Source organism: Marivita sp. S0852 (genome assembly GCF_046591575.1).
GTDB lineage: Bacteria > Pseudomonadota > Alphaproteobacteria > Rhodobacterales > Rhodobacteraceae > Marivita.
Genome location: NZ_JBIQWA010000010.1, coordinates 40376 through 64584 on the forward strand (window position 1 = coordinate 40376; position 24209 = coordinate 64584).

Below are 24209 nucleotides of genomic sequence, written 5' to 3' on the forward strand. Positions count from 1 at the left end.
ACATGAGGCTAGAGCAACGGGGCATTTCACCCCGGCCAGCCGCTGCGCCCATACTCGCCATGACAAGACACCGCTTATCCCGCCTTGATCCTCCGGATTGCAGGCGGCGAAGGTCGTGCAAACGGACTTTATGCCTAAGAAAATGCTTATCGATGCCACCCACGCGGAAGAAACCCGCGTTGTGGTGGTTGATGGAAACAAGGTCGAGGAATTCGATTTTGAATCCGAAAACAAGCGCCAGCTTGCTGGCAACATCTATCTCGCAAAAGTAACACGGGTCGAGCCGTCGCTTCAGGCGGCGTTTGTTGATTACGGTGGCAACCGCCACGGGTTTCTTGCGTTTTCGGAAATTCATCCGGATTATTATCAGATCCCGGTCGCGGATCGCGAAGCGCTTTTGGAAGAAGAGCGCGCCTATGCCGAATCTCAGGCCAAACGGGATGATGAGGAAGACGCCTCCAAGCCGCGCCGTGGGCGGGGTCGGGGACGGTCCAAGGCGGCCAAGGCCGATAGCGAGGATGCCGTCGCAACCAAAGAGGTTTCGGAAGAGATCTCTGGGATGGAAACCATTGATCTGACCGATGATGCGCGTGACACCGAAGGGTTGTCACCGATGGAGACCGTGGCCGAAACGCCGGTTGAAGAGCCAGAAGATACATCGGCTGCTGACGCAAGCGATCAGTCGTCGGATAACACAGACGACGCGCAGACGGATCTGTCCGACAGCGACGAAACTGGCGGCGATGAGACTCACAGTGACGAAACTGACGGGGACGATGACGACGACGATTCAAAGGCACAGCCTGCGGATCGTGACGAGACCATCGAATCTGTTGCAGATGATGACACACAGGACGAAATCCGCCCGCGCCGCAAGCCACGCCCCAAGCGGTATAAAATCCAGGAAGTGATCAAGGTGCGCCAGATCCTTCTGGTGCAGGTCGTCAAGGAAGAGCGGGGCAACAAGGGTGCGGCGCTGACCACCTATCTGTCGCTGGCCGGACGCTACTGCGTGCTGATGCCCAACACCGCGCGGGGCGGTGGCATTTCCCGCAAGATCACCAACGCGCCGGACCGCAAGAAACTCAAAGAGATCGCCAACGAGATTGACGTGCCGCAGGGTGCGGGGCTGATCATTCGGACGGCGGGGGCCAAGCGCACCAAGACCGAGATCAAGCGCGACTACGAGTATCTGCAGCGGCTGTGGGAGCAGATCCGCGAATTGACGCTCAAGTCGATCGCGCCAGCCAAGATTTACGAGGAAGGCGACCTGATCAAACGGTCGATCCGTGATCTGTACAACCGCGAGATTGACGAAGTGCTGGTCGAGGGTGAGCGCGGCTATCGCATCGCCAAGGACTTCATGAAAATGATCATGCCGTCCCACGCGAAAAACGTGAAGCATTACGTCGATCCGATGCCCTTGTTCGCGCGGCATCAGGTCGAAAGCTACCTGTCGGGTATGTTCAACCCGACGGTGCAGTTGAAGTCTGGCGGCTACATCGTGATCGGCGTGACCGAGGCGTTGGTGGCCATCGACGTGAACTCGGGTCGGGCGACGAAAGAGGGCTCTATTGAAGAGACCGCTTTGAAGACCAACCTTGAAGCCGCCGAAGAGGTGGCGCGCCAGTTGCGCTTGCGGGACCTTGCGGGCCTCATTGTGATTGATTTCATCGACATGGACGAGCGTAAGAACAACGCTGCCGTTGAAAAGCGCATCAAGGACAAGCTCAAGAATGATCGTGCGCGCATCCAGGTGGGGCGCATTTCCGGCTTTGGCCTGATGGAGATGAGCCGCCAGCGTCTGCGCCCCGGCATGATCGAGGCGACGACGCAGCCATGCCCAAGCTGTCATGGCACGGGTCTGATCCGGTCGGATGACAATATGGCGCTGCAGGTGCTGCGCCAGATCGAGGAAGAGGGCGTGCGCCGCCGTTCACGCGAGGTGTTGATCACCTGCCCGGTGTCGATTGCCAATTACCTGATGAACCAAAAGCGCGAACATGTGGCCCAGATCGAGGCGCGCTATGGTCTGTCTGTGCGCATTGAGGGCGATGTGCATATGGTCAGCCCTGATTTTTCCATGGAGAAGTTCAAGACCGCCACTCGCGCCGTGCCCGAAGCCGGGGCACCGGTGGTGTCGGTGGATACCTCGATCATGGATCAGATCGACGAGGATGCAGCATCCGAGGATGACGATCAGACCGATGCGGTCTCTGAAACCTCTGATGAGGAGGATGACAAGCCCAAGAAGCGCCGCCGCAGGTCGCGCCGTGGCGGGCGGAACCGGAATCGCAATCGGGATCGTCAGGACGATGAGGAGAATGGCTCCGATAGCGGCGATGATGGGGACCAGTCCGACGATAAAACGCCCGACGACGCCGATACAGACGCGCCGGTGCCAGCGGCTGCCGATACTGAGGCCCGGGTAGAGGAGGCGACACCTCCCGCAGCGGAAGCCCAAGCCGAGGAGGCCCCGGTCAAGCCCAAGCGCACCCGGACCCGGACCCGCAAACCCAAAGTGGATGCGGAAGCTGCCGAAGACACCGCCGCGCAGGCAGAGCCAGCAGAGGCTGCCCCTGTCGAGGCCGGTGAAGAGGCTCCCGCGCCCAAAAAGACGCGGACGCGAAAGGCCCCAGCGCGTAAGAAGGCTGCGGCTGGTGACGAGGCGCCTGCTGTGGCAGATGCAGAGGACGCGCCCAAGAAACCGACACGGTCGCGCACACGCAAGAAAGCCGTGCCCGCCGCCGAGGCGGAGGCCGAGGTTGCATCAGACACGGCAGAGAAAAAGCCGGTCAAGCGCACCCGCACCCGTAAAGCCGCCAAACCCGAGGCGGACACGCCTGCCGCGGCTGCGGTGGCTGTCGAAGATGCGCCAACTGCGGTCAAGGATGCGCCAGCGTCCGAGACGGCAAACGCGGTGCCGGTTCCAGAGGCGGCAGAGGTGGCGGTTGCCACACCTGTGGCGGCCGAGCCGGACGCGGCACCGAAAGACACGGCGGCAAAAGAGACAGCGCCCGCTGAGGCGAGTGAACAATCGGATGACGAGCCCAAAAAGAAACGCCGGGGGTGGTGGTCTCTGGGTCGCTGATCCGACATTCCAACCAACAACAGAACGCCCCGTGATCATCGCGGGGCGTTTTACGTTCCGGCTTTCTGAATGACCCACACCATATCGGCACCGTCTTGCTGACTGCTGACAAGCGTGTGCCCGGCCTCATTGCAGAAATGCGGCACGTCCACGATGGCGGCGGGATCATCGGTGCGAATCTGCAGAACATCACCTGCGGACAACGCCATCAGACGTTTGCGCGCTTTGAGGACGGGCAGGGGACATAACAGTCCAGTGGCATCAAGCTCTTGTGTCATATGCACCGATTTAGGCGGCGCGCCGTCGTCTGTCCACCGGGGCAGCACAATCATGTGACTGTCCGTCGCGTGACAGGATCGGCGGGTTGGCATATGTCGTGAGTATGTTGGAATTTCAAATCATCGACGCCGCTTTGTTTCCGGCCATGAGCATTGCCCTTCTGGCGGGGGCGTTGTCGTTCCTGAGCCCTTGTGTTCTGCCCATCGTGCCGCCGTATCTGGCCTATATGTCGGGCGTGAGCGTCAGCGATATGGAGCAGGGCGGATCAGGGCGCAGGCAGGCCGTTATTGCGGCACTGTTTTTTGTGCTGGGACTGTCGACGATTTTTATCCTGCTGGGATTCACCGCCTCGGCCTTTGGGGCGTTTTTTCTGAATTATCAGACCCAACTGGCGCAGGCCTCGGGTGTGGTGGTGATCATTTTCGGCCTGCATTTTCTGGGTGTGTTCCGGATTCCGTTTCTGGATCAGGAAAAGCGGCTTGAGACCGGCGAACAGGGCGGGTCGGCCTTTGGGGCCTATGTGCTGGGGCTGGCCTTTGCCTTTGGCTGGACACCGTGCATTGGCCCGCAGCTTGGGGCGATCCTGTCGCTGGCCGCGTCCGAGGCGTCGGTCACGCGTGGCACGGTGCTTTTGGCGGTCTATGCGGCGGGTCTGGGCATTCCGTTTCTGCTGGCGGCAATGTTCATGACGCGGGCATTGGGGCTGATGAACCGGATCAAAAAGCATATGCGCAAGATTGAACTGGCGATGGGCGGTTTGCTGGTTGTTGTGGGCCTCGCGCTGGTTACGGGTGCGTTCACCAGCTTTGCGTTCTGGTTGCTTGAGACATTCCCGGGACTGGCGCTGCTGGGGTAGCGGCCTGATTTTTCAATTGTCAGAAGCCGGATTGGCTGACATTGATCGGGGTGGGACAGGTTCAGAAAGACATCCAGATGCAAGGCACGTTTCGCACCATCGGCTGGCTGACATTCTTTGCGGCAATCCTTGGGGCCTGGGTGTTTTTATACATGATGGCGGTCGGCATGGATCTCGACATCCTTGGCCGCCCCGGTCCGATGGGCGAAACGATGCGTGCGATGGACCCGCGCATGGACATGTATATGCCCATGGCAGAATTCGGGCCGCTGTTTGCGATGTGGGCGATCATGATGGCGGCGATGATGTTGCCTACCATGGTGCCGACCTTGCGCGCCTATGAAGACTTGATGGTCAGTGCCAATGGCACACGGATCGGCTGGTGGGGGGTGCTGCTGGGCTACGGCGTGGTCTGGGTGGCGTTCGCGGCCCTGATCACAGCGGTGCAGCTGGCACTGCTGTTCGGAAGTGTCGTGGATATGCTGGGCATCGCGCGCAGCGTTGTCGTGCAGGGCGGGCTGCTGATTGCGGTTGGCGCGTTTCAGTTCACCAAGGTCAAAGAGGTCTGCCACGGCGTTTGCCACAGTCCGATGAGCTATTTCCTCACACGCTGGAAAACCGGGTTTGACGGCGGGCTGCGTATGGGGCTGGGGCTGGGCGCGTTTTGCGTCGGCTGCTGCTGGGGCTTTATGGCGCTGGGCTTTGTCGGCGGGGTGATGAACCTGGCCTGGATGGGGTTGGCGACGCTGTTCATGGTGGTCGAGAAACTGCCTCAGATCGGGCATTATACAACAAAACCAATGGGCGTTGCCCTGATCATTGCGGGTCTTGCGGTGATTGGCTGGCCCATGATGACGGGAGGATAAGATGGCGGTCAAAAAACGCCCCGATGCAGACCGGTTGCCGGTCAGCCAGAGAATCGACCAGAGGATGGACAGCCCCAAACGGCGGCGCATGACGCCGACAGAATGGGCGATCAAGGGGGAATTGTTCCTGAACTGTTCGTGCACCGTGTTCTGCCCCTGTGTGGTCAGCCTTGGCGCACATCCCCCGACCGAGGGGCATTGCTACGCCTGGATGGCGATTGCCATCGACGAGGGGCATTACGAGGGCGAAGACCTGTCGGGGCTGAACGTGGGCCTGATGGTCGACATTCCGGGCCGCATGGCCGAGGGCGGCTGGAAGGTGGCCGCGTATGTCGACGAGCGCGCCAGTGGCAAAGCCTATAACGGGTTGTTGCAGATCTTCAGCGGTGCTGCTGGTGGGACAACGGGTTTGTTTACCATGCTGGTGAGCGATATCGTGGGGGCCGAGCGCGAGAAAGTCGAGATTGTGCGCGACGGCAAGAAGCGGGGGCTGTATATCGGGCGCAAGATCCAGGGCGAGATCGAGATGATCGATGGCGCATCGCCCGATCATCCGGTGATGATCACCAATTCGAAATACTGGATGGGGCCCGACATCATTGCTGCGCGCGGCGTGAAATCGAAAGTGCGCGATTATGGCCGCATCTGGGATTTTGGGGGCAAATCCGCCGAGATCTGCCCGATTGATTGGTCAGGCCCCAGATAACATGCGCGTTTTCCGCGAATACTGCCTGACCTTCGCGCGGTATAATGCCGGGCAGAACACGCAATTGCGCGCGGGCTTTGCGGCGGAGCCGGAGGCAAAATTGCGTCAGGCGCGCAGAGGGTTTTTCGGGTCGGTATTCAAGACCGCGAACCATTTGCTTTGGGGTGATATGCTGCGGATGTCGCGTTTTGACGGTGGACGCGCAGGCCCCCGAGATGGATCGTTCGGGGACGGGTTATGGTTGTGACGCGCGTGAGTGACGTACCGGTGTGGTCCGTGTGTGCTTAGACAGGGCGCGGACCGGGGTGGTTTGAACATTGACCCGAATGTGACACGATCTGAGATGGCGGGAGCGAGAGGCCAGCCTCTCGCGCTCTCCGAGGTATTTTTGGCAAGAGGAAGGAGCGAGGCGTGTTCAAGGCATTGGTTGTTCGCAAGGACGAAGACAGTGGCAAGACCTCGGCGGCGGTTGAGGAGATCGGATTGGACGATCTGCCCGACGGGGAGGTGACCGTGGCAGTCGAGCATTCGACGGTGAATTACAAAGACGGGTTGTGCATCGGGCCGGGAGGCGGATTGGTGCGCAAATATCCGCACGTGCCGGGCATTGATTTTGCCGGCACAGTCGAGGCGTCGGAGGATGACCGCTATGCCCCCGGTGACAAGGTTGTGCTGACCGGCTGGCGCGTCGGTGAGGCGCATTGGGGGGGCTACAGTCAGACGGCGCGGGTCAAGGCCGATTGGCTGGTGCCCCTGCCAGAGGGGCTTGATACACGGGCTGCGATGGCGGTGGGCACGGCGGGCTTTACCGCGATGCTGGCGGTGATGGCGCTTGAGGATCATGGCATCAAGGACGGGCCGGTTCTGGTGACCGGGGCAGCCGGGGGTGTCGGGTCTGTGGCGACGGCGATTTTGGCCAATCTGGGGCATGAGGTCGCTGCTGTGACCGGACGCCCGGAACAGGCGGAGTATCTGACATCGCTCGGGGCCACCCGGATCGTGCCGCGGGACGAGATCAACGAGACGGTCAAACGTCCGCTGGAGGGGGAAACCTGGGCCGGGTGTGTGGATGCGGTCGGGGGTGCGATGCTGGCTCGGGTGTTGGGGCAGATGAAATACGGCGCATCGGTGGCGGCGGTTGGTCTGGCGGGCGGGGCCAATTTGCCGGCTTCGGTCATTCCGTTTTTGTTGCGGGGGGTGAACCTTTTGGGCATCGACAGCGTCATGCAGCCCTATGACAACCGGGTGCGTGCATGGCAGCGGATTGCCCGGGATCTGCCGATGGACAAGCTGGAGGCGATGGTGACACCCGCCACGCTGGAGGATCTGCCCCGGCTGGGGGCAGAGATCCTCAAGGGACAGGTCAAGGGTCGTGTGGTGGTGGATCTGCGCGGGTAGCTGGTTTTGGGAAATGGTCTGAAAACGACATCGCCCTCTGAAAACACCTGACATTTCTTTAGGTAAATGTCGATTTTGCGAAGTTGGATGTGTCGCAAACGGCACATGATGCGCCGCCCCGGCTTGTGTCGGGGCGGCGCTTCTGTTTAGTGTGATGGCACTAGCCAGACAGATGCAGGGCTCCGGTGACATGGGGGCTTGTCGATAGCGCGGGACACACCCGTGTGCGGTGGTGCGGATGACATAATCCGGCATCGTCGCGGGCATCACGGCGTAAAAGGAGGGACAGAGTGTTCACACGTATCATGGTGCCGGTCGATCTGGCACATTTGGAACCGTTGGACCGGGCGCTGCGCTGCGCGGCGGATCTGGCCAAGCATTACGGGGCTGTCATCGTCTATGTCGGTGTTGGTGCGGCCACACCGGGATCGGTTGCGCATAATCCGCAAGAGTTTGCGCAGAAGATGTCGGAGTTTGCCGAAGCGCAGGCAGAGGTGCATGGCGTGTCGACCGAAGGCGTGGCGATGACCAGCCCCGATCCGACCACAGACCTTGACCCCACATTGCTCAAGGCTGTTGATCAGGTTGGCGCGGATCTAGTGGTGATGGCCAGCCATATTCCCAATCTGACGGATTATTTCTGGCCCTCCAACGGAGGTACGATTGCGGCAAAGGCCAAGATTTCTGTGATGGTCGTGCGGTAAGGCACGGCTGTCCGGGCACAACAGGATTTCAGACAAGAGGAGGCCGTTTATGGCCGATACATCAGTAAACGAAGGATTGCCCGAACCCGAAGGGGTGTCAGAGGTGATCGAGACCGATTACGAGATCGGTCAGGACAATTATGAAGGCAAGATCGGGCCGTTCCGCGTGGACATTCACAATCCGGTTTTTGTGGTCTCGGCGGTGATGATCGTGGTCTTTGTGGCCATTGCGCTGATCTTTCCCGAGGGCGCGCGCGACTCGTTTCTGGCGATGCGTAACTATATCAAAAGCCAGTTTGACTGGTTCTTTTTGATGTCGGCCAATCTGTTTGTGATCTTTGCACTGGTTTTGATCGTGACGCCCTGGGGGTCGGTCCGGTTGGGCGGCACCGAGGCGACGCCGGATTATTCATACCCGGCGTGGTTTGCGATGCTGTTTGCAGCCGGCATGGGCATTGGCCTGATGTTTTTTGGCGTGCTTGAGCCGGTTTATTACTTTGGCACACCTTGGGGCGATCAGCCTTTGGGGGGTGAGCTTGGCATTGTGGACGGTGTGGTCATGGATGCCGCGCAGGTTGAAGCGGCGCGTCAGATGGCGATGGCCGCGACGATCTTTCACTGGGGTCTGCATCCGTGGGCCATTTATGCGATCGTGGCTTTGGCGCTGGCTTTGTTCAGCTATAACAAGGGCCTGCCGCTGACGCTTCGGTCGGCGTTCTATCCGCTTTTGGGTGAGCGCGTCTGGGGCTTCTGGGGCAATGCGATCGACACAATTGCCGCCTTTGCCACGCTGTTTGGCCTTGCCACATCGCTGGGCTTTGGGGCTACACAGGTGGCGTCGGGTCTGACAGAGGTATTCGGGTCGGGCAGCGCAGAGGATGGCACGCGCAATTTCCTGGGCTTCTTGTGGGGCAATGCGGATGGCAGCAATGACAGTTCCATGTTGCTGGTGCTGATCATCGCCTTCATCACGGCGATTGCGCTTGTGTCGGTGATGCGTGGTCTTGATGGCGGGGTGAAGGTTCTGTCCGAGATCAACATGGGATTGGCCGGTTTGTTGCTGGCCTTTGTGTTCCTTGCTGGGCCAACGCTGGCGATCCTGGGCGACTTTGTCGGGGGCCTGGGCAGCTATGCCCGCGAGATTGTGCCGCTGTCGAACCCGTTTGGGCGCGAAGACACTGGTTTCTTGCATGGCTGGACCACGTTCTACTGGGCCTGGTGGATCAGCTGGTCGCCTTTTGTTGGCATGTTCATCGCCCGTGTCAGCCGGGGCCGCACGGTGCGCGAGTTCGTGACCTGCGTGTTGCTGATCCCGTCGTTGGTCTGCGTGTTCTGGATGGCGACCTTCGGTGGTACGGCGATCAGTCAGGTGGTTGCTGGCGCAACTGACAGTGGCGTGTTCCAGAACGTCATCGCATCCTACAAGCCCGAGATTTCGCTTTTTGCGATGCTGGGTGAATTGCCGCTGGCGTCGATCACTTCGGTTCTTGCGGTGGTGCTGGTCATCATCTTCTTTGTCACCTCGTCGGATTCCGGCAGCCTTGTGATCGACACGATCACGGCAGGCGGCAAGGTGGATGCGCCTGTGTCGCAGCGGATCTTCTGGTGCATCTTTGAAGGTGCCGTGGCGGCTGTGTTGCTGCTGGGGGCTGCTGGCACGGCGGGTCTGGACAGTTTGCAGGCGATGGTGATTTCCACGGGGCTGTTCTTTACGGCGGTGCTGTTGGTCATGTGCTATGCGATTTTGCGCGGGCTGATGTCTGAACGCAGCGCGTAACGCCAGGTTCATCTGTTGCAAAGCCCCGGGCCATTGGTCCGGGGCTTTTTTGTTGCGGTGCTTGACCTTGCTGGCGCGTGCGGGTTTGGTCGCGGCCAAAGTGAAAGGGGCAACCATGCTAGACATTGATTTCGTGCGCGCGCAGTTTCCGGCTTTTTCCGAGCCGTCTTTGCAGGGGCAGGCATTTTTCGAAAATGCCGGTGGGTCGTTTACCTGTGCGCCCGTCATCGACCGGCTGACACGGTTCTACCGCGAGCGGAAGGTTCAGCCCTATGGGCCTTATGAGGCGTCGCGACTGGCGGGCGCAGAGATGGACGAGGCCCGCACGCGGATGGCGGCGCTGTTGGGGGTGGACACGGACGAGGTGAGTTTCGGGCCATCAACCACACAGAACACCTATGTGCTGGCGCAGGCGTTCCGGCAGTTCATGCGCCCCGGCGAGGCGATTATTGTGACCAATCAGGATCACGAGGCCAACACCGGGCCATGGCGGCGTTTGGCGGATGACGGCTTTGAGGTGCGCGAATGGTGCGTTGATCCCGAGACCGGGCATCTGGACCCGGCGGATCTAGAAAACCTGTTGGACGAAAATGTGCGATTGGTCTGTTTTCCGCATTGTTCCAATGTCGTGGGGGAAATCAACCCGGTGCTGGACATCACCGCCCTGTGCCATGCGGCGGGTGCCTTCGTCTGTGTCGACGGGGTGAGTTATGCACCGCATGGATTTGCGAATGTGGGTCAGATGGGGCCGGATATCTATCTGTTCTCAAGCTATAAAACCTATGGTCCGCATCAGGGCATCATGGTGATCCGGCGGGCGTTGGGGAATTTGTTGCCCAATCAGGGGCATTATTTCAACGCAGGAAGCTTGTATAAACGGTTCACGCCTGCGGGTCCGGATCATGCGCAGGTCGCGGCCTGTGCCGGGATGGCCGATTATATGGACGCGCTGGGGGCGCATCACGGGGTTGAGGCCGGGGGCGTGCATGATCTGATGCGGGATCACGAGGTAAGTGTCTTGCAGCCGCTTCTGGATGCGGTGAAGGATCGCAATTCCGTGCGCCTGATCGGGCCGTCCGACGCAGCGGTCCGCGCGCCGACGGTGGCGCTGGCGTTGACCCGTCCGGCTGCAGAGGTGGCGGCTGAGATGGCACAGCGCGGCATCATGTGCGGCGGCGGTGATTTCTATGCTGTCCGCGCGCTTGAGGCGATGGGCGTCGATATGGACAAGGGTGTGCTGCGGTTGAGTTTTGTGCATTACACGTCCGAAGATGAGATCACGAAGCTGTTGGAGGCTTTGGACGCGGTGCTTTAGGGGGCTCTGCCCCCGCGCCTTTGGCGCTCCCCCGAGATATTTTTGAAACAGAGACGCCATCGGGGTGTTTGACCTTTGCCAGTATCCCGTTAGGTCGCGGTCAAACATAGGAATGGGGACGGGCAGCATGGCTGAGACAACACTGGTGTGGATACGGCGGGATTTGCGCATGAGCGATCACGCCGCTCTGGACGCGGCGGTGGCGCGCGGAGGACCTGTGATCCCGGTTTTTCTGCGGGATGATACGGTTGACGATCTGGGGGTCGCTCCGAAATGGCGGCTGGGGCTTGGGTTGGAACATTATGCCAAGGCGCTGGAGGATAAAGGCAGTCGTCTGATCTTGCGGGCGGGTGATGCGCGGGTGGTGATCCCGGCGCTGGTTGAGGAAACCGGGGCCACCGCAGTCTATTGGCAACGCGCCTATGACCCGGCGTCTGTCGCGCGCGATACAGATGTGAAAGCGGCGTTGAAAGAGGCCGGGGTTGAGGCGCAGAGCTTTGCCGGGCATGTGATGTTTGAGCCTTGGACCGTGGAAACCAAGCAGGGCGGGTTTTACAAGGTCTATACGCCGTTCTGGAAATCGGTGCGCGGCAATGATGTGCCCGAAGCTTTGGCGGCCCCTGCATCCATCCCTGCGCCTGCGAACTGGCCGGACAGCGACAGCTCGTCGGATTGGGCGCTTGGGGCGGCGATGGATCGGGGGGCCGATGTGGTGCGGCCCTTTGTTCAATTGGGAGAGGTGGCGGCCCAGGCGCGGCTGGGGGCGTTTGTTGCATCGAAGGTTGCGGATTATGACACGACCCGCGATTTGCCTGCGGTCGATGGGACGTCCTGTCTTTCGGAAAACCTGGCCTTGGGAGAGATCAGCCCGGCGCAGTGTTGGCATGCGGGCCAGCGTGCGATGGAGGAGGGCAAGGCCGGGGCGGAGACGTTCCTCAAGGAACTGGTCTGGCGCGAGTTTGCCTATCATCTGATGTGGCACACGCCGCGCATTCTGGACGACAACTGGCGCGAGGACTGGGCTGCGTTCCCGTGGAACGAGGATGAACGCAAAGCCGAGGTCAAGGCCTGGAAACAGGGGCGCACCGGGATCAGATTTGTCGATGCGGCCATGCGCGAGATGTATGTGACCGGACGCATGCACAACCGGGGGCGCATGATTGTTGCATCCTATCTGTGCAAACATCTGATGTGCCACTGGAAAATAGGGCTAAAATGGTTTGAAGACTGTTTGATCGACTGGGACCCTGCGTCAAATGCCATGGGCTGGCAGTGGTCAGCCGGGTCGGGCCCGGATGCGACGCCCTATTTCAGGGTGTTCAACCCGGTCACGCAGCTGGATAAATTCGACAAGGACCGTGCCTATGTGGGCCGCTGGATCGCCGAAGGCTATCAGACCCCGCATGAGGATGCGTTGGCCTATTTCGAGGCCATCCCCAGATCCTGGGGCATGTCTGCCGATGCGGATTACCCGGCACCTATCGTGTCAGCCGAGGATGGTCGTGCCCGGGCGTTGGAGGCCTATGAGACCCGGGATTTCTGATGGCGCATGTCGGGCCATTTCCAGAGGTGTCGGCGCAGCAAGATGTGTGATTTCCGCACCTTATCTGTGATCACCTCTTGCCTTCGGCGTCCTGACGCTAGGTTGCGTTAACACTTGCCTGAGCATGTTTGCTCTTGATAGGTGTCACGCCAACCAGACAGCGGAAGCTCTGCATGATCCTGACGACACTCGACGACCAATCCGATTTGCCGCGCTATTTTGCGCAAATGTTTGCGATGGCGCACAAGCTTCGGAAGGGGCGTGTGGATTTCATTTTACCCGATGGCCGCCATTTCCGGGCCGAAGGTGCCGAACCGGGGCCGGTGGCCGAGGTGCATGTTCACAATACGGATCTGTTCGCGCGGCTGATCCGTGATGGGGATCTGGGGTTCAGTGATGCCTATCTTGAAGGATGGTGGAGCACACCGGACCTGCAGGCCTTTATGGATTTCGTGCATGGTGACAATAACGAAGTCTATGACGGGTTTCCGGGGATGAACCTGGTGCGCTGGTACGAACAGCTGCGGTTCTGGTTGCAGTCCAATACCAAACGTCAGGCGAAAAAGAACATCAGCTACCATTACGATTTGGGCAATGAGTTTTACGCATTGTGGCTGGATGACACGATGACCTATTCCTCTGCGTTGTTCGAAACCGGACAGGAAAGCACCGAGAAGGCGCAGATCGCTAAATATGCCAGCATGGTGGACCAGATGGGGGCCCAGCCCGGTGATCATGTGCTGGAAATTGGCTGTGGATGGGGCGGTTTCGCGGAATACGCCGCCCGGGAACGCGGGCTTCAGGTGACGGGTCTGACCATCAGCCAGGAGCAATACAATTACGCCGTGGACCGGATTGCCAAGGCAGGCTTGTCGGATCGTGTGACGTTTAAGCTGCAGGATTACCGCGACGAAACCGGCCAATATGACGGCATTGCGTCGATTGAAATGTTCGAAGCGGTGGGGCAGAAATACTGGCCGACCTATTTCACCTCGGTCAAAAATTGCCTGAAACCGGGTAAGAACGCGACGCTTCAGATTATCACCGTCGAAGATGCGCGCTGGGAAATTTACAACCGGGGCGTTGATTTCATTCAGAAATATATCTTCCCGGGTGGAATGCTTCCCAGTCCTTCTGTGCTTAGGGCCGAGATCGAACGCGCCGGTTTAAGTGTTGCGCGCTCTGTCGAATTTGGCGAAAGCTATAGCCAGACCCTGCGTCGGTGGCATGAAACCTTTAACGAAAAATGGGATCAGGTGGCCAAGCTTGGGTTTGACGACCGGTTCCGGCGGATGTGGAATTTTTACCTGACCTCTTGCGCGTCGACATTTCATAGCGGAAACTGCGATGTAACGCAGATAACCATTACGAGACCCGCCTGACATGCCCACGGCCGCCAAAACGATCGCAGCGTTGTGTTTGGCGGCTTTGGGATATGTGTCGTCGGAATTGGTGAAAACGCTTCTTCCTGAAATCACGAATTTCGGCAATTTTTCGATCTTCAACGCAGCTTTGGGTGGTGTTGTGGGCTGGTTCGTCGTGGGCAGCCGCGCCGGACGTGGAACGCGGGATGCTGTTGGTAACGGCATAACGGGGGTTGCGGCGCTGATCTTTTGGGCGTTGTTCCTGCATGCCTGTTACGAAATGTTCCAATTGTCGATGAAGCGGCGTTACGATGGTCCGGTCGAGGCCTTTGCGGCGATCTTCGAGATTGGCATTGAATACGGCACAGTTCTGGTCAACCCGATGATGCTGGTTTTGTTTTTGATTGGGGCTTTGGTGACCGGGTATTTAACGGAATTTGTATCCCGGCGCTGGAAATAGCGCGTTTTGGCTGCGTTTTTTTTCTATGGAACGCTGTGTCATGCGCCATTGCTTGCCGCAGTTCTGGGGCTGCCCGAGGCGGACCTGAAACCGCGTTTGGCGGCGGCAACATTGCCGGATCACCGCGTGTCTTGGGTCAAGAACGAAGCGTATCCAATGATCGAACACTGCCCCGGAGAGCAGGCTGTTGGGGTTTTGTTGTCAGATGTCAGCCCGGATGAAGAAGCGCGGCTAAGCTATTATGAAGGCGCGTTTTCCTATCGTCTGGAAGACGTGAAGGTTGCGGCGTTCGGAACCTCCGTCAAAGCGGTCTGTTATTTCCCGGTCACATCTGGGCAGACACGTGGTGCGCCGTGGGTGTTGCAGGACTGGGCCACCGTCTGGGGCGACATGGCCGAGGGCTCGGCGCGCGATGTCATGGCACGGCGCGCGCGCTATGATGCTGACACCGTTGGCGCATTGTTTCCGTTCTTGATGGCGCGTCACTGGGCGCGAAAAATGGCGCGGCACACTCCGCCTGCGAACACCCTTCGGCACGCGCCCGGGCCAGACGACGTTACCATGCATGCGCGTTTGCCGGGCTATCGGGGATTTTTTGATCTGGCGGAGTTTCGGCTTGATCACAAGCGGTTTGATGGCAGCCGCAGTCCCGAGGTGGTGCGCGAAGCCTTTTTGGCCTTCGATGCCGCGCTGGTGTTGCCCTATGATCCGGTTCTGGATCAGGTGTTGTTGATCGAGCAGCTTCGCTATGGCCCGCTTTTGCGCGACGATCCGAACCCGTGGGTGTTCGAGCCGATCGCCGGTCTGGTTGATGCCGGTGAAGACCCCGCCGATACCGCTCGTCGCGAGGCGGTGGAAGAGGCGGGACTGGAACTGGGACCGCTAGAGCTGATGACACGGGTCTATGCATCGCCAGGCTACTCGACCGAGTTTTTCCATTGTTATCTGTCTGTTTGTGACTTGTCCGGTGTCACGTCATCGGTTGGCGGGCTGTTGTCCGAGCATGAGGATATTCGCAGTCATGTGCTGTCATTTGACGGGGCCATGGACCTGATCAAAACCGGTGAAATCAATGCTGGACCGTTGGTGATGATGCTGTACTGGCTTATGGCACATCGCGCCGGTTTGCGGGCGGATGCTTGAGTTTCGCGCCTGTGACCCCTACACCCAAGGGCAACCAAAGTGATGAGGGTACAATGCGTTTCGCAGGCGAACTGGCCGAGGCTGTCGGCAACACTCCGTTGATCAAACTTCGCAAGGCCAGCGCGCTGACCGGGTGTACCATTCTGGGCAAGGCCGAGTTTATGAATCCGGGCCAGTCGGTAAAGGATCGCGCCGCGCTTTACATGATCAAAGATGCGGTAGAGGCGGGGCAGCTGAAACCCGGAGGCACCATTGTCGAAGGGACCGCAGGCAACACCGGCATCGGGCTTGCCTTGGTTGGGGCGTCCATGGGGTTCAAGACAATTATCGTCATCCCAGAGACGCAAAGCCAGGAAAAGAAAGACATGTTGCGGCTTGCCGGGGCAGAGCTGGTGGAAGTGCCGGCTGTGCCGTACCGCAACCCGAACAATTACGTGCGGTATTCCGGGCGGCTTGCCGCAGAGATCGCCAGGACCGCCCCGAATGGCGCGATCTGGGCAAATCAGTTCGACAATGTTGCCAATCGGCGCGCGCATGTGGAAACCACGGCACCGGAAATTTGGGAACAGACCGACGGCAAGGTAGATGGATTTGTCTGCGCTGTGGGCTCAGGCGGAACGCTTGCCGGTGTGGCACAGGTTTTACAGCCCAAAGGCGTCAAGATCGGCATTGCCGATCCATTGGGCTCTGCGCTGTATTCGTTCTATACGACGGGCGAATTTGCAGCGACCGGTGGGTCCATCACCGAAGGGATCGGTCAGGGGCGCATCACGGCCAACCTCGAAGGGTTCACACCGGATTTCACCTATCAGATCCCGGACGACGAAGCCTTGCCCCTTGTCTTTGATCTTTTGGCGGATGAAGGGTTGTGCCTTGGCGGATCGTCCGGCGTGAATCTGGCGGGCGCGATACGGTTGGCCAAAGACCTTGGGCCGGGCCATACAATCGTGACCATTCTATGTGACTACGGCACGCGCTATCAGTCCAAGCTGTTCAATCCCGCCTTCCTGCGGGACAAAGACTTGCCTGTGCCAGACTGGCTCGAAGCGCAGGCCAGCGCAGTTCCGGACGTTTTTGAGGACGCATGAAACCACTCTTCGCAGCTTTCCGGGCAGCGATCGTAGTCTTGCTGTGTGCCACGTCGTTGGTTTTGGCACAGGAAGAGCCCATCGATTTCGAAATCTGGGAGCAGATTGCCGAGCGCGCCGAGACCGCCATTGATGCCGAATCCGTCTCAACTAGCGCGCTTGAAACCTTGCGCGCCTCGGTGTCGGATTACCGCGACCGGCTGCTGCAGCGGCAAAATGCAAGTGACCCGCGTCTGGCGACGCTGCAGTCGCAGTTGGATGCCCTGGGGCCGGCACCCGAAGACGGCAGCGAACCCGATCAGCTGGCGGACAGACGGGCGCAGCTCAATGCGCGAATTGCCGAACTGAAAGCCCCTTTGCGCCGCGCAGAAGAGGCGTATAGCCGCGCAGACGGGCTGATCAAGGAAATTGACGAAATCATCCGGGCGCGCCAGACCGACACCCTGCTGAGGCGAGGCGTTGCCCCGGTTGATCCGCGTTTATGGCAGGATGCGTTTGCCGAACTGTTAGACCCTTTTAATGCGGTGGCGTCCGAGATCTCGGACAATTTGCAGAGCCAAACGCGCCGCACGGTGTTTTTCGACAATCTCCCGGCATTTCTTCTGACGGTTGCTGTCGCTATATTGCTGGTCTTGCGCGCACCCAAATGGATCGACCTGCTGGGCGAATGGCTGCGCCACAAAACACGTCGCGGCACAGGAGTCTGGAGCACGTTGCTGTCGCTTGCACGGCTGGCACTGCCTGTCGCCGGGGTCACGTTGTTGGCCTATGCGGGCGATCTGAGCGGGCTGTTGGGGCCGCAGGGGACGCAATTGTCCTTTTTGCTGCCCTGGGTCGTTCTGGCCGTTCTGTTCACACGGTGGCTTGCGACGCAGACATTTTCCGACGATGACGATGTGCGGACCATTCTGTTGCCGAAATCCGACCGCAAAACGGCACGCTACTACTGCAACTTTCTGGCGATTTTTCTTGGCCTGAGCGTGTTCTTCGTCAGCCTTGCCTCTGTTGGGCAATTGTCCGAAGAAGCGCTGGCGGTCCTGAGTTTCCCGCTTCATCTGGTTTGCGGACTGATCCTGTTTCGGCTTGGCCAGATCCTGCGCAGGACAGGCCCAAGCAGCGACGCGGGCGACGGCGATGACGCCCCGCCCGAGGGGCTGACCTTTCCATCGCGACTGTCACGCCTTGTTGGGCAGGCGGCTATGCTGGTCGGGATCATCGGGCCGATCCTGTCGGCTGTCGGCTATCTGAACCTGGCCGAAGCGATCATCTACCCCACGATCCTGTCGATCGGATTGTTTGCCTTCCTGTTTATCGTCCAGCGGCTGATGCGGGATATGTTCCATCTTGTGACCGGACAGGCGCTGGATGAAAACCAAAGCCTGCTTCCAGTGCTGTTCGGTCTTGTGCTGTCGCTGATCGCGCTGCCCTTGCTTGCGCTGATCTGGGGCGCGCGTGTGACCGACCTGACGGAACTGTGGGCGCGGTTCCAGGCCGGGTTTACCTTTGGCGAGACACGCATTTCCCCAACCGATTTCCTGACCTTCGCGGCGGTCTTTGCGATAGGCTACGTGCTCACACGGCTGTTGCAGGGGGGCTTGCGGGGATCGGTCCTGCCAAAGACCCGGATTGATCAGGGCGGGCGCACGGCGATTGTGTCGGGCATCGGATATCTGGGTATTTTCCTGTCGGTGATCATCGCCGTCACTGCGGCCGGAATTGACTTGACCGCGCTTGCGTTTGTGGCCGGTGCGCTGTCGGTTGGTATCGGTTTCGGCCTGCAGAACATTGTCCAGAATTTCGTATCCGGCATTATCCTGTTGATCGAACGCCCCATATCCGAAGGCGACTGGATCGAGGTTAACGGCCAACACGGCACCGTGCGCGACATCTCGGTGCGTTCGACCCGGATTGAAACCTTTGACCGCACGGATGTGATCGTGCCCAATGCCGATCTGGTGTCGAATTCGGTCACCAATTACACAAGAGGCAACGTGCTGGGCCGGCTTGTTGTGGAGGTGGGCGTGGCATATGGCACCGATACCCGCCGGGTCGAAGACATCTTGTATAAAATCGCCCGCAACCACGAGATGGTTCTGATGAACCCAGCGCCGTTTGTGCATTTCAAGGGCTTTGGTGCGGATTCGCTGGATTTCGATGTGCGTATGATCCTGCCGGATGTCACGAAAATCCTTGCGGTGCGGACCGAGATCAACCACCAGATTGCTGAGACATTCGCAAAAGAAGGCATTGAAATTCCCTTTGCTCAGCGGGATGTCTGGTTGCGCAACCCAGAAACACTGGCAAGCGCGGACACCCCAAAAGCAGACGCCGCACCAAAGTCAGACCCCGAGGAGGCCCCGACGTGATGGACAGCCCTGACCCTACTGATCCGATCTATCGGTCCGACCCGTATGCCCGCGATGTGTCGGCCAAGGTGGTATCGCACACCGACGAAGGCGGCATCGTTCTGGACAAATCGAATTTCTATCCAACCGGCGGCGGACAGCCCGGCGACAGTGGCTGGATCGATTGGGACGGGCATTCGCTCGCCATTGCCACCACGGTCAAAGGCGACACCGGGGCCAGTGTTCTTGTCCCGGCCGAGCCCGCGCAGGTGCCTCCGATCGGGGCCCATGTGATGCAGCGGCTCGATTGGGAACGGCGTCACAAACACATGCGTGTGCACACCGCGCTTCACTTACTGTCGGTGGTGATTCCGTTGCCGGTGACAGGCGGGTCGATCGGGGCAGGGCGCGGACGGCTGGATTTCATGATGCCAGAGCCACCTGAAAACCGCGACGCATTGGAAGCGGAACTGAACCGTCTCATCGATCAGGATCTCGTGGTCAGCGAACGCTGGATCACTGATGACGACCTGGATGCAAACCCGTCTTTGGTCAAAACCATGTCGGTGCAACCGCCGCGCGGCAATGGTCGCATTCGGTTGGTTCAAATCGGCGAGGATGCGGCCCCGACTGATCTGCAACCCTGTGGCGGAACCCATGTTGCCCGCACCGGAGAAATTGGCCGTGTGCTGTTTGGAAAGATTGAAAACAAGGGCAAGCAGAATCGCCGCGTGAACATCGCTTTGGAAATCTGATGCTGCGGCTATTGTTGCTTGCAACAGGCCTGTTTGTGAGCGCGATTGGGGTGGTCTTGCTGATCAGACCGGACAGCTACATCGCGCTCTATGTGCTCAGCTATGATCCCGGCATGACCTTTGCCGCGCGCAGATTGGCACCCGCGATCATCGGCCTAGGTGGCGTCCTTTTGCTGGCCCGAACTCTGCCCAAGGGGCGGTTTCTGTCCGGCCTTTGCCTGATTTGCGGCTGTGCCTTTCTGGGTGTCGCGGCCACGGGTGTGCATGCCTGGCTCACCGACCTTGCAAAACCCGCCATCCTTGTTGCCGCCGGCATCGAAGGCACAATCGCCGCCGCCTTCCTCACCGCAGCCGCCCAGATGCGCACAGACTGACATCATATCGGATTTTCCTTTACAATCGCTCTTGCATCCCCCCGGTGCTTTCTCATAAACAGCCCTCGGACAGGTGGCCGAGTGGTCGAAGGCGCGCGCCTGGAAAGTGCGTAGGCGGGAGACCGTCTCGAGGGTTCGAATCCCTTCCTGTCCGCCATTATGCTGACTGCACGCGGTCAGTGAGTTCGAGAAATTTCAATGATATCAGCTTTGGACGCGCTCTAGGAAGCAAAGGCTGAACGGTGCGGTCGGAGCCATGGATTGTGGAGGCGGCTGATTTGTGTGTCGCGGCATGCAAGGCATTAATATTTCAGACATCACCAAGCCGACTGGAACGGAGTCTTGCTGAGCCCAGACAATCGAGTGTGGCAACGTCGTGAACGGGGCCAAGCGCGTGGCGCGGATGTCATTGGCTATGGCGTGATCCGCTTGGTCAGTGATTGCCTAGCGCGGAGTATGGCAATTGGGCGATAGATTGGCGGCGCACTGGCAGTAACTGGGGGCAAATGCGCTCTTTGAGCCGGATTGAAAACATGTAAGGAACCGCCTCTGGATTTTCCTGACAAAATCTGTCAGAAAAGAAAAAGAACTGAACGCCCCGCGGTCTTATCGATTCGACGCAGCCACCGGTTTCGACCTTGAAACCCGCCTGTGAAAGGATCGCAACATGTCAAAAGTGCCGTCAGGTTCGTGCAGTCATCGCCCCCTTCGTCCAAAGGACTTCCACGTCAGCGTGGTGGGTCTGGACCATACTGAGTTTCAGTTGCTCCAGATCGCGCGGTGGTTTTTCACCAGTTATTCAACACCGGGAACGGCCTGGGTGCGCGCTTTTGTCGAGGCAGAGGATTTTTTCGGGCGAAAAGACGGGCCGCGGTTTGCGTACAGCCTTCTTTGCGTGCTTCAGGTGATGCGTCGAACCAGAAAATCGACGTTCCAGTACAGCAATCCAGCGTGTCCCAATTGCGCTGTTATTCTGACAGAGGTGGAGCGCCGGTTGTTCCTATCGCTGTCAGAACTCAGGCAGGGGCGCATGGGGCGTGCGCAAACAGAGTTGATGATGCTGTGTGAAGGCAATGGGCTGGAGGACATCCTGATCGAATTGCAGGCTTTGGTTGATATTCTGCCGGCGCGCGACATGCGACATGTCCCTGGCAAAAGCCGGGAAGGTCTGGTGCGGTATGTCTGACATCTATCGAAATCTGATTGCTATTGATGATGTGGCGCAGCGGTACGGGTGCGGGCTGAAAGCCGGTCTGCGTGCGGCGATGGAAGCTGAAGTGCGGTTTCCCACCAAATCCGCAGGGTCGATCCCAAAGCTGCCCGGCGATGCAGAGCTTGGCGAAAATGTCACCCGGTTTGCGGCACCGGAAATCATTGCAGGAAAGGTCACAGGATGACGATCGACGATCTGAATGACCCGGTGGACCGGGCGTTGTTACCGATCCTGCGACACGCCGTTTACGCGTTCACCTGTCCTGAACGTTGCGCGTGGCGGTCGGCCTATATGATCGCTGCAGAACGCTGGGGCGAGCCGCGCGGACTGGCGCTGGCACATGCCACGATTGATCTTGTGTCCGCTGTGTTGAGCAAAGACATCACCCTTGAAATACAAGATCCGCTTGATGTGCAGCAGAGATCCGAGGTGACCGAACAGGAGCACCAGATTTTGCTAATGGTGCGCTTTATGCGGCAGCAGGACAAGGCAAACGCGCGCAACGTTATGATGCAATTGTGCGATGGGCACATTTACGCGGCGGTGGTACGCGCGGCTTTGGCACTGGCGTCCCGGCTGGATCATACGGGACCAAATCATACTGGGCCAAATTATACTGGACCTGATCAAATAAGGTCGGTGCGAAACGCGAATGCCCCGCGCCTCAGCGCGGTCAGCTAGGCAGAGCGGCGGCAAGGTTGGACGCGATCTTCAGATGCGCCGGGGCTCTTACTGCGCTGCAATCGACTGGATGGTCTTGAAGCCCTCGAACCGGGGGCTGCCCTCGTGCAGCTTGGCGGTGTCGCGCGCTCCGGCATGGGCGGCGCGGAACTGTTCGCTTTTCGTCCAGGCTTTGAACGCGTCTTCGCTGGCCCAGACTGTGTGCGAGGCATAGAGGATTTTCCCGTCTTCTTCCGGACCTTTGAGCATGTGGAATTCGACAAAACCCTCCATCTCATGCAAATGGCTTTCGCGCCCCAGCCACAGGGCCTCGAATTCAGCGGCGTTGGCGCGTGTGACGGTAAATCGGTTCATTGCGATAAACATTCGGAACTCCGTAGATTGGGTTATTCGGCAGCGGCGCGGGCCGCATGAGGCAAAAGAAAGGGCAGGTTGCCCGGCGGTGGACAGGATACACGCAGATCGCAGCGATACGCGCGGCTGAGTGTTGCATTGGTCATGACGCGTGCGGGATGGCCGACGGCAAGAATTGATCCGTCCGACATAAGCACGATTTTGTCGGCGAACATAGATGTCAGGTTTAAGTCATGCATCACGGCCACCACACCTCCGCCTGCATCGGCAAAATCGCGGGCGATTTTCATCACTTGTAACTGATGCGCAATGTCGAGACTTGCGACAGGTTCGTCAAGAAACAGCCATCGCGGGTCATCGTCGGGCTTGGCGTCGGGGATCTGTGCCAGAACGCGGGCCAGGTGGACGCGCTGCTGTTCGCCGCCTGACAATTCGTGATACGGGCGGTTGGTATAGCCTGCCAGATCGACCTTATCGAGTGCGGCAAGCGCGATGTGATCCTGATCGCCCGCTTCGCCGGTATGAAGCCCAATGCGCACGACCTCGATTACGGTGAACGGAAAAGCGAGTGTGGAGGATTGCGGCAGTACCCCGCGCAGGCGGGCGGCTTGCCATGGCTCAAGCCGTTTCAGGCTATGCCCGTTCAACGTGATACTGCCCTCATAGGCGACATCGCCGGTCGCCGCGCGCAGGGTTGTGGTCTTGCCCGAGCCATTGGGCCCGACGATACAGGTCACCGCACCGGGCAAGGCGCTCAGACTGACGTTTTTCAGCACATGTGCAGCGCCAAAATGCACGTTCAGATCGTTTATCAGCAACATCGTCTAAAACCCCATCGCGCTGCGGTTGCGCAGAAGTATCCAAAGAAACACCGGCGCGCCAAGGACAGCGGTGACAATGCCAATCGGCATCTCAGCCGGAGCAATGACGACCCGGGCAATCACATCCGCCAGCAACAAAAGCGACGCCCCGAGGAGCGCGGAATTGATCAGCAGGGCGCGGTGATCCGGGCCGGTCGCGATGCGCAGCACATGGGGCACGACGATGCCGATAAAACCGATCCCTCCTGAGACGGCCACGGCGGCCCCTGTTGCCATCGCGACAGAAAGAATGGCGCGGTTCTTCATGCGCTGAACGGGTATACCGATATGCGCGGCGGTCGCTTCGCCCAAAGCCAGACCGTTCAGCCCGCGTGCCAGCGCGCAGGCGGCCAACACCGACACGGCGATCAGCGGGCCGGCCACCATGATTTTGGTCCAGCTTGCCCCGGCAATGGACCCAAGTCCCCAAAAGGTCAGATCCCTGAGCTGTCGATCATCGGCGGCATAGACCAAAAGCCCGGACACTGCCCCCGCCAAAGCGCCAAGCGCGATCCCGGCCAGCAACATGGTTGCAACGGAAGTGACACCGCCGCGCGTGGCGACGCGGTAAAGCAGCATGGTCGATGCCCAACCCCCAAAGAAGGCCGCAAGCGGCACAAGGTACGGGCCAAGAACCGGTGCAAGCCCAAAGGGCAACAGCCCGCCAATCACGATGGCCGCCACAGCCCCAAGCCCTGCGCCAGCGCTCACGCCGATGATGCCCGGATCGGCAAGGGGATTGCGGAAAAGCCCCTGCATCACAGCACCCGATACCGCCAGCGCCGCACCAACCAGAATGCCCATGGCCAGTCTTGGCAGGCGAATGTCAAACAGAACCACCGACGCCATGGCTTCGGGCGCTTCACCGCGCAACAGCGCGCGGGCCATGTCCCAGGGGGTGATGCCGGTCGCGCCAACCGTAAGACTAAGAAGCGACACGACGATCAGGAACAACAACAGCACCACATGCATGCGCCGCGCAAAGCCAAGACGGTCCAATGGCGCGGCATGTGCGGTATCGGAAAGGGCGACCATGG

24 protein-coding genes and 1 tRNA gene are annotated in these 24209 nt (G+C 59.5%); 21 read left to right on the top strand and 4 right to left on the bottom strand.

Translation table 11 applies throughout. The features are described from left to right. Positions 1-130: 130 nt before the first annotated feature. Positions 131-3091 carry an Rne/Rng family ribonuclease gene (locus ACG74X_RS17675; protein ID WP_411236488.1) on the top strand — a complete coding sequence of 987 codons (2961 nt, stop codon included), beginning with the start codon at positions 131-133 and terminating at the stop codon, positions 3089-3091. A gap of 50 nt (positions 3092-3141) precedes the next feature. Here ACG74X_RS17675 and ACG74X_RS17680 read toward each other — a convergent pair whose 3' ends face one another. Beyond that, positions 3142-3369: a sulfurtransferase TusA family protein gene (locus ACG74X_RS17680; RefSeq protein ID WP_411236582.1), complete on the bottom strand. Its 228-nt coding sequence runs from the start codon at positions 3367-3369 to the stop codon at positions 3142-3144. 104 nt (positions 3370-3473) lie between these two features. Between ACG74X_RS17680 and ACG74X_RS17685 the strand changes: the two genes are divergently transcribed. The 20 genes from ACG74X_RS17685 to ACG74X_RS17780 all read left to right on the top strand — a co-directional run bounded on the left by ACG74X_RS17685 (position 3474) and on the right by ACG74X_RS17780 (position 21958). Then, positions 3474-4226, top strand: coding sequence for a cytochrome c biogenesis CcdA family protein (locus tag ACG74X_RS17685; protein WP_411236490.1), 753 nt, complete (start codon positions 3474-3476; stop codon positions 4224-4226). A gap of 77 nt (positions 4227-4303) precedes the next feature. After that, positions 4304-5092 carry a DUF2182 domain-containing protein gene (locus tag ACG74X_RS17690; RefSeq protein ID WP_411236583.1) on the top strand — a complete coding sequence of 263 codons (789 nt, stop codon included), beginning with the start codon at positions 4304-4306 and terminating at the stop codon, positions 5090-5092. 1 nt (position 5093) lies between these two features. Beyond that, positions 5094-5798, top strand: coding sequence for a DUF1326 domain-containing protein (locus ACG74X_RS17695; protein WP_411236494.1), 705 nt, complete (start codon positions 5094-5096; stop codon positions 5796-5798). 1 nt (position 5799) lies between these two features. Further along, positions 5800-6045, top strand: a complete 246-nt coding sequence (locus ACG74X_RS17700; RefSeq protein ID WP_411236496.1) for a DinB family protein — start codon at positions 5800-5802, stop codon at positions 6043-6045. A 164-nt stretch (positions 6046-6209) separates the two neighbouring features. Next, positions 6210-7196: an acryloyl-CoA reductase gene (acuI, locus tag ACG74X_RS17705; protein ID WP_411236498.1), complete on the top strand. Its 987-nt coding sequence runs from the start codon at positions 6210-6212 to the stop codon at positions 7194-7196. A gap of 290 nt (positions 7197-7486) precedes the next feature. Beyond that, positions 7487-7900 (top strand): universal stress protein, encoded by a 414-nt coding sequence (locus tag ACG74X_RS17710; protein WP_411236500.1) that lies wholly within the window; start codon positions 7487-7489, stop codon positions 7898-7900. A gap of 49 nt (positions 7901-7949) precedes the next feature. Beyond that, positions 7950-9677 (top strand): BCCT family transporter, encoded by a 1728-nt coding sequence (locus ACG74X_RS17715; RefSeq protein ID WP_411236502.1) that lies wholly within the window; start codon positions 7950-7952, stop codon positions 9675-9677. 115 nt (positions 9678-9792) lie between these two features. Continuing rightward, complete coding sequence (locus ACG74X_RS17720; protein WP_411236504.1) at positions 9793-10992, top strand: aminotransferase class V-fold PLP-dependent enzyme; 1200 nt, start codon at positions 9793-9795, stop codon at positions 10990-10992. 127 nt (positions 10993-11119) lie between these two features. Beyond that, on the top strand, positions 11120-12535 hold the full coding sequence (locus tag ACG74X_RS17725; RefSeq protein WP_411236506.1) for a cryptochrome/photolyase family protein: 1416 nt from the start codon (positions 11120-11122) through the stop codon (positions 12533-12535). 173 nt (positions 12536-12708) lie between these two features. Next, positions 12709-13917: a class I SAM-dependent methyltransferase gene (locus tag ACG74X_RS17730; protein WP_411236508.1), complete on the top strand. Its 1209-nt coding sequence runs from the start codon at positions 12709-12711 to the stop codon at positions 13915-13917. A gap of 1 nt (position 13918) precedes the next feature. Next, a complete protein-coding gene (locus tag ACG74X_RS17735) occupies positions 13919-14359 on the top strand; it encodes a TrgA family protein (RefSeq protein WP_411236509.1) in 441 nt (146 codons plus the stop codon). Between the two features lie 6 nt (positions 14360-14365). Then, complete coding sequence (locus tag ACG74X_RS17740; protein ID WP_411236511.1) at positions 14366-15502, top strand: NUDIX domain-containing protein; 1137 nt, start codon at positions 14366-14368, stop codon at positions 15500-15502. A 53-nt stretch (positions 15503-15555) separates the two neighbouring features. Continuing rightward, positions 15556-16590 (top strand): cysteine synthase A, encoded by a 1035-nt coding sequence (locus tag ACG74X_RS17745; RefSeq protein ID WP_411236512.1) that lies wholly within the window; start codon positions 15556-15558, stop codon positions 16588-16590. Next, positions 16587-18956 carry a DUF3772 domain-containing protein gene (locus tag ACG74X_RS17750; RefSeq protein ID WP_411236513.1) on the top strand — a complete coding sequence of 790 codons (2370 nt, stop codon included), beginning with the start codon at positions 16587-16589 and terminating at the stop codon, positions 18954-18956. Before ACG74X_RS17745 ends, ACG74X_RS17750 begins: the two co-directional genes overlap by 4 nt. Further along, positions 18956-19690, top strand: a complete 735-nt coding sequence (locus ACG74X_RS17755; RefSeq protein WP_411236584.1) for an alanyl-tRNA editing protein — start codon at positions 18956-18958, stop codon at positions 19688-19690. The genes ACG74X_RS17750 and ACG74X_RS17755 overlap by 1 nt, the downstream gene beginning before the upstream one ends. Continuing rightward, positions 19690-20064 (top strand): hypothetical protein, encoded by a 375-nt coding sequence (locus ACG74X_RS17760; protein ID WP_411236514.1) that lies wholly within the window; start codon positions 19690-19692, stop codon positions 20062-20064. Before ACG74X_RS17755 ends, ACG74X_RS17760 begins: the two co-directional genes overlap by 1 nt. 67 nt (positions 20065-20131) lie before the next feature. After that, a tRNA-Ser gene (locus ACG74X_RS17765) sits at positions 20132-20221 on the top strand. A gap of 510 nt (positions 20222-20731) precedes the next feature. Beyond that, a complete protein-coding gene (locus ACG74X_RS17770; RefSeq protein ID WP_411236515.1) occupies positions 20732-21250 on the top strand; it encodes a hypothetical protein in 519 nt (172 codons plus the stop codon). Then, a complete protein-coding gene (locus ACG74X_RS17775; protein WP_411236516.1) occupies positions 21243-21461 on the top strand; it encodes a hypothetical protein in 219 nt (72 codons plus the stop codon). Before ACG74X_RS17770 ends, ACG74X_RS17775 begins: the two co-directional genes overlap by 8 nt. Beyond that, entirely contained in the window at positions 21458-21958 is a 501-nt protein-coding gene (locus ACG74X_RS17780) for a hypothetical protein (RefSeq protein WP_411236517.1), read from the top strand. Before ACG74X_RS17775 ends, ACG74X_RS17780 begins: the two co-directional genes overlap by 4 nt. A 48-nt stretch (positions 21959-22006) precedes the next feature. On the opposite strand, the gene ACG74X_RS17785 is transcribed toward ACG74X_RS17780, so the two are convergent. From ACG74X_RS17785 to ACG74X_RS17795, 3 genes are read right to left on the bottom strand one after another with little or no spacing between them, the layout of a single operon-like run. After that, on the bottom strand, positions 22007-22324 hold the full coding sequence (locus tag ACG74X_RS17785; RefSeq protein WP_411236518.1) for an antibiotic biosynthesis monooxygenase family protein: 318 nt from the start codon (positions 22322-22324) through the stop codon (positions 22007-22009). A gap of 20 nt (positions 22325-22344) precedes the next feature. After that, positions 22345-23133 (bottom strand): heme ABC transporter ATP-binding protein, encoded by a 789-nt coding sequence (locus ACG74X_RS17790; protein WP_411236519.1) that lies wholly within the window; start codon positions 23131-23133, stop codon positions 22345-22347. A 3-nt stretch (positions 23134-23136) separates the two neighbouring features. Then, complete coding sequence (locus ACG74X_RS17795; protein WP_411236520.1) at positions 23137-24207, bottom strand: FecCD family ABC transporter permease; 1071 nt, start codon at positions 24205-24207, stop codon at positions 23137-23139. Between the last annotated feature and the right edge of the window lie 2 nt (positions 24208-24209).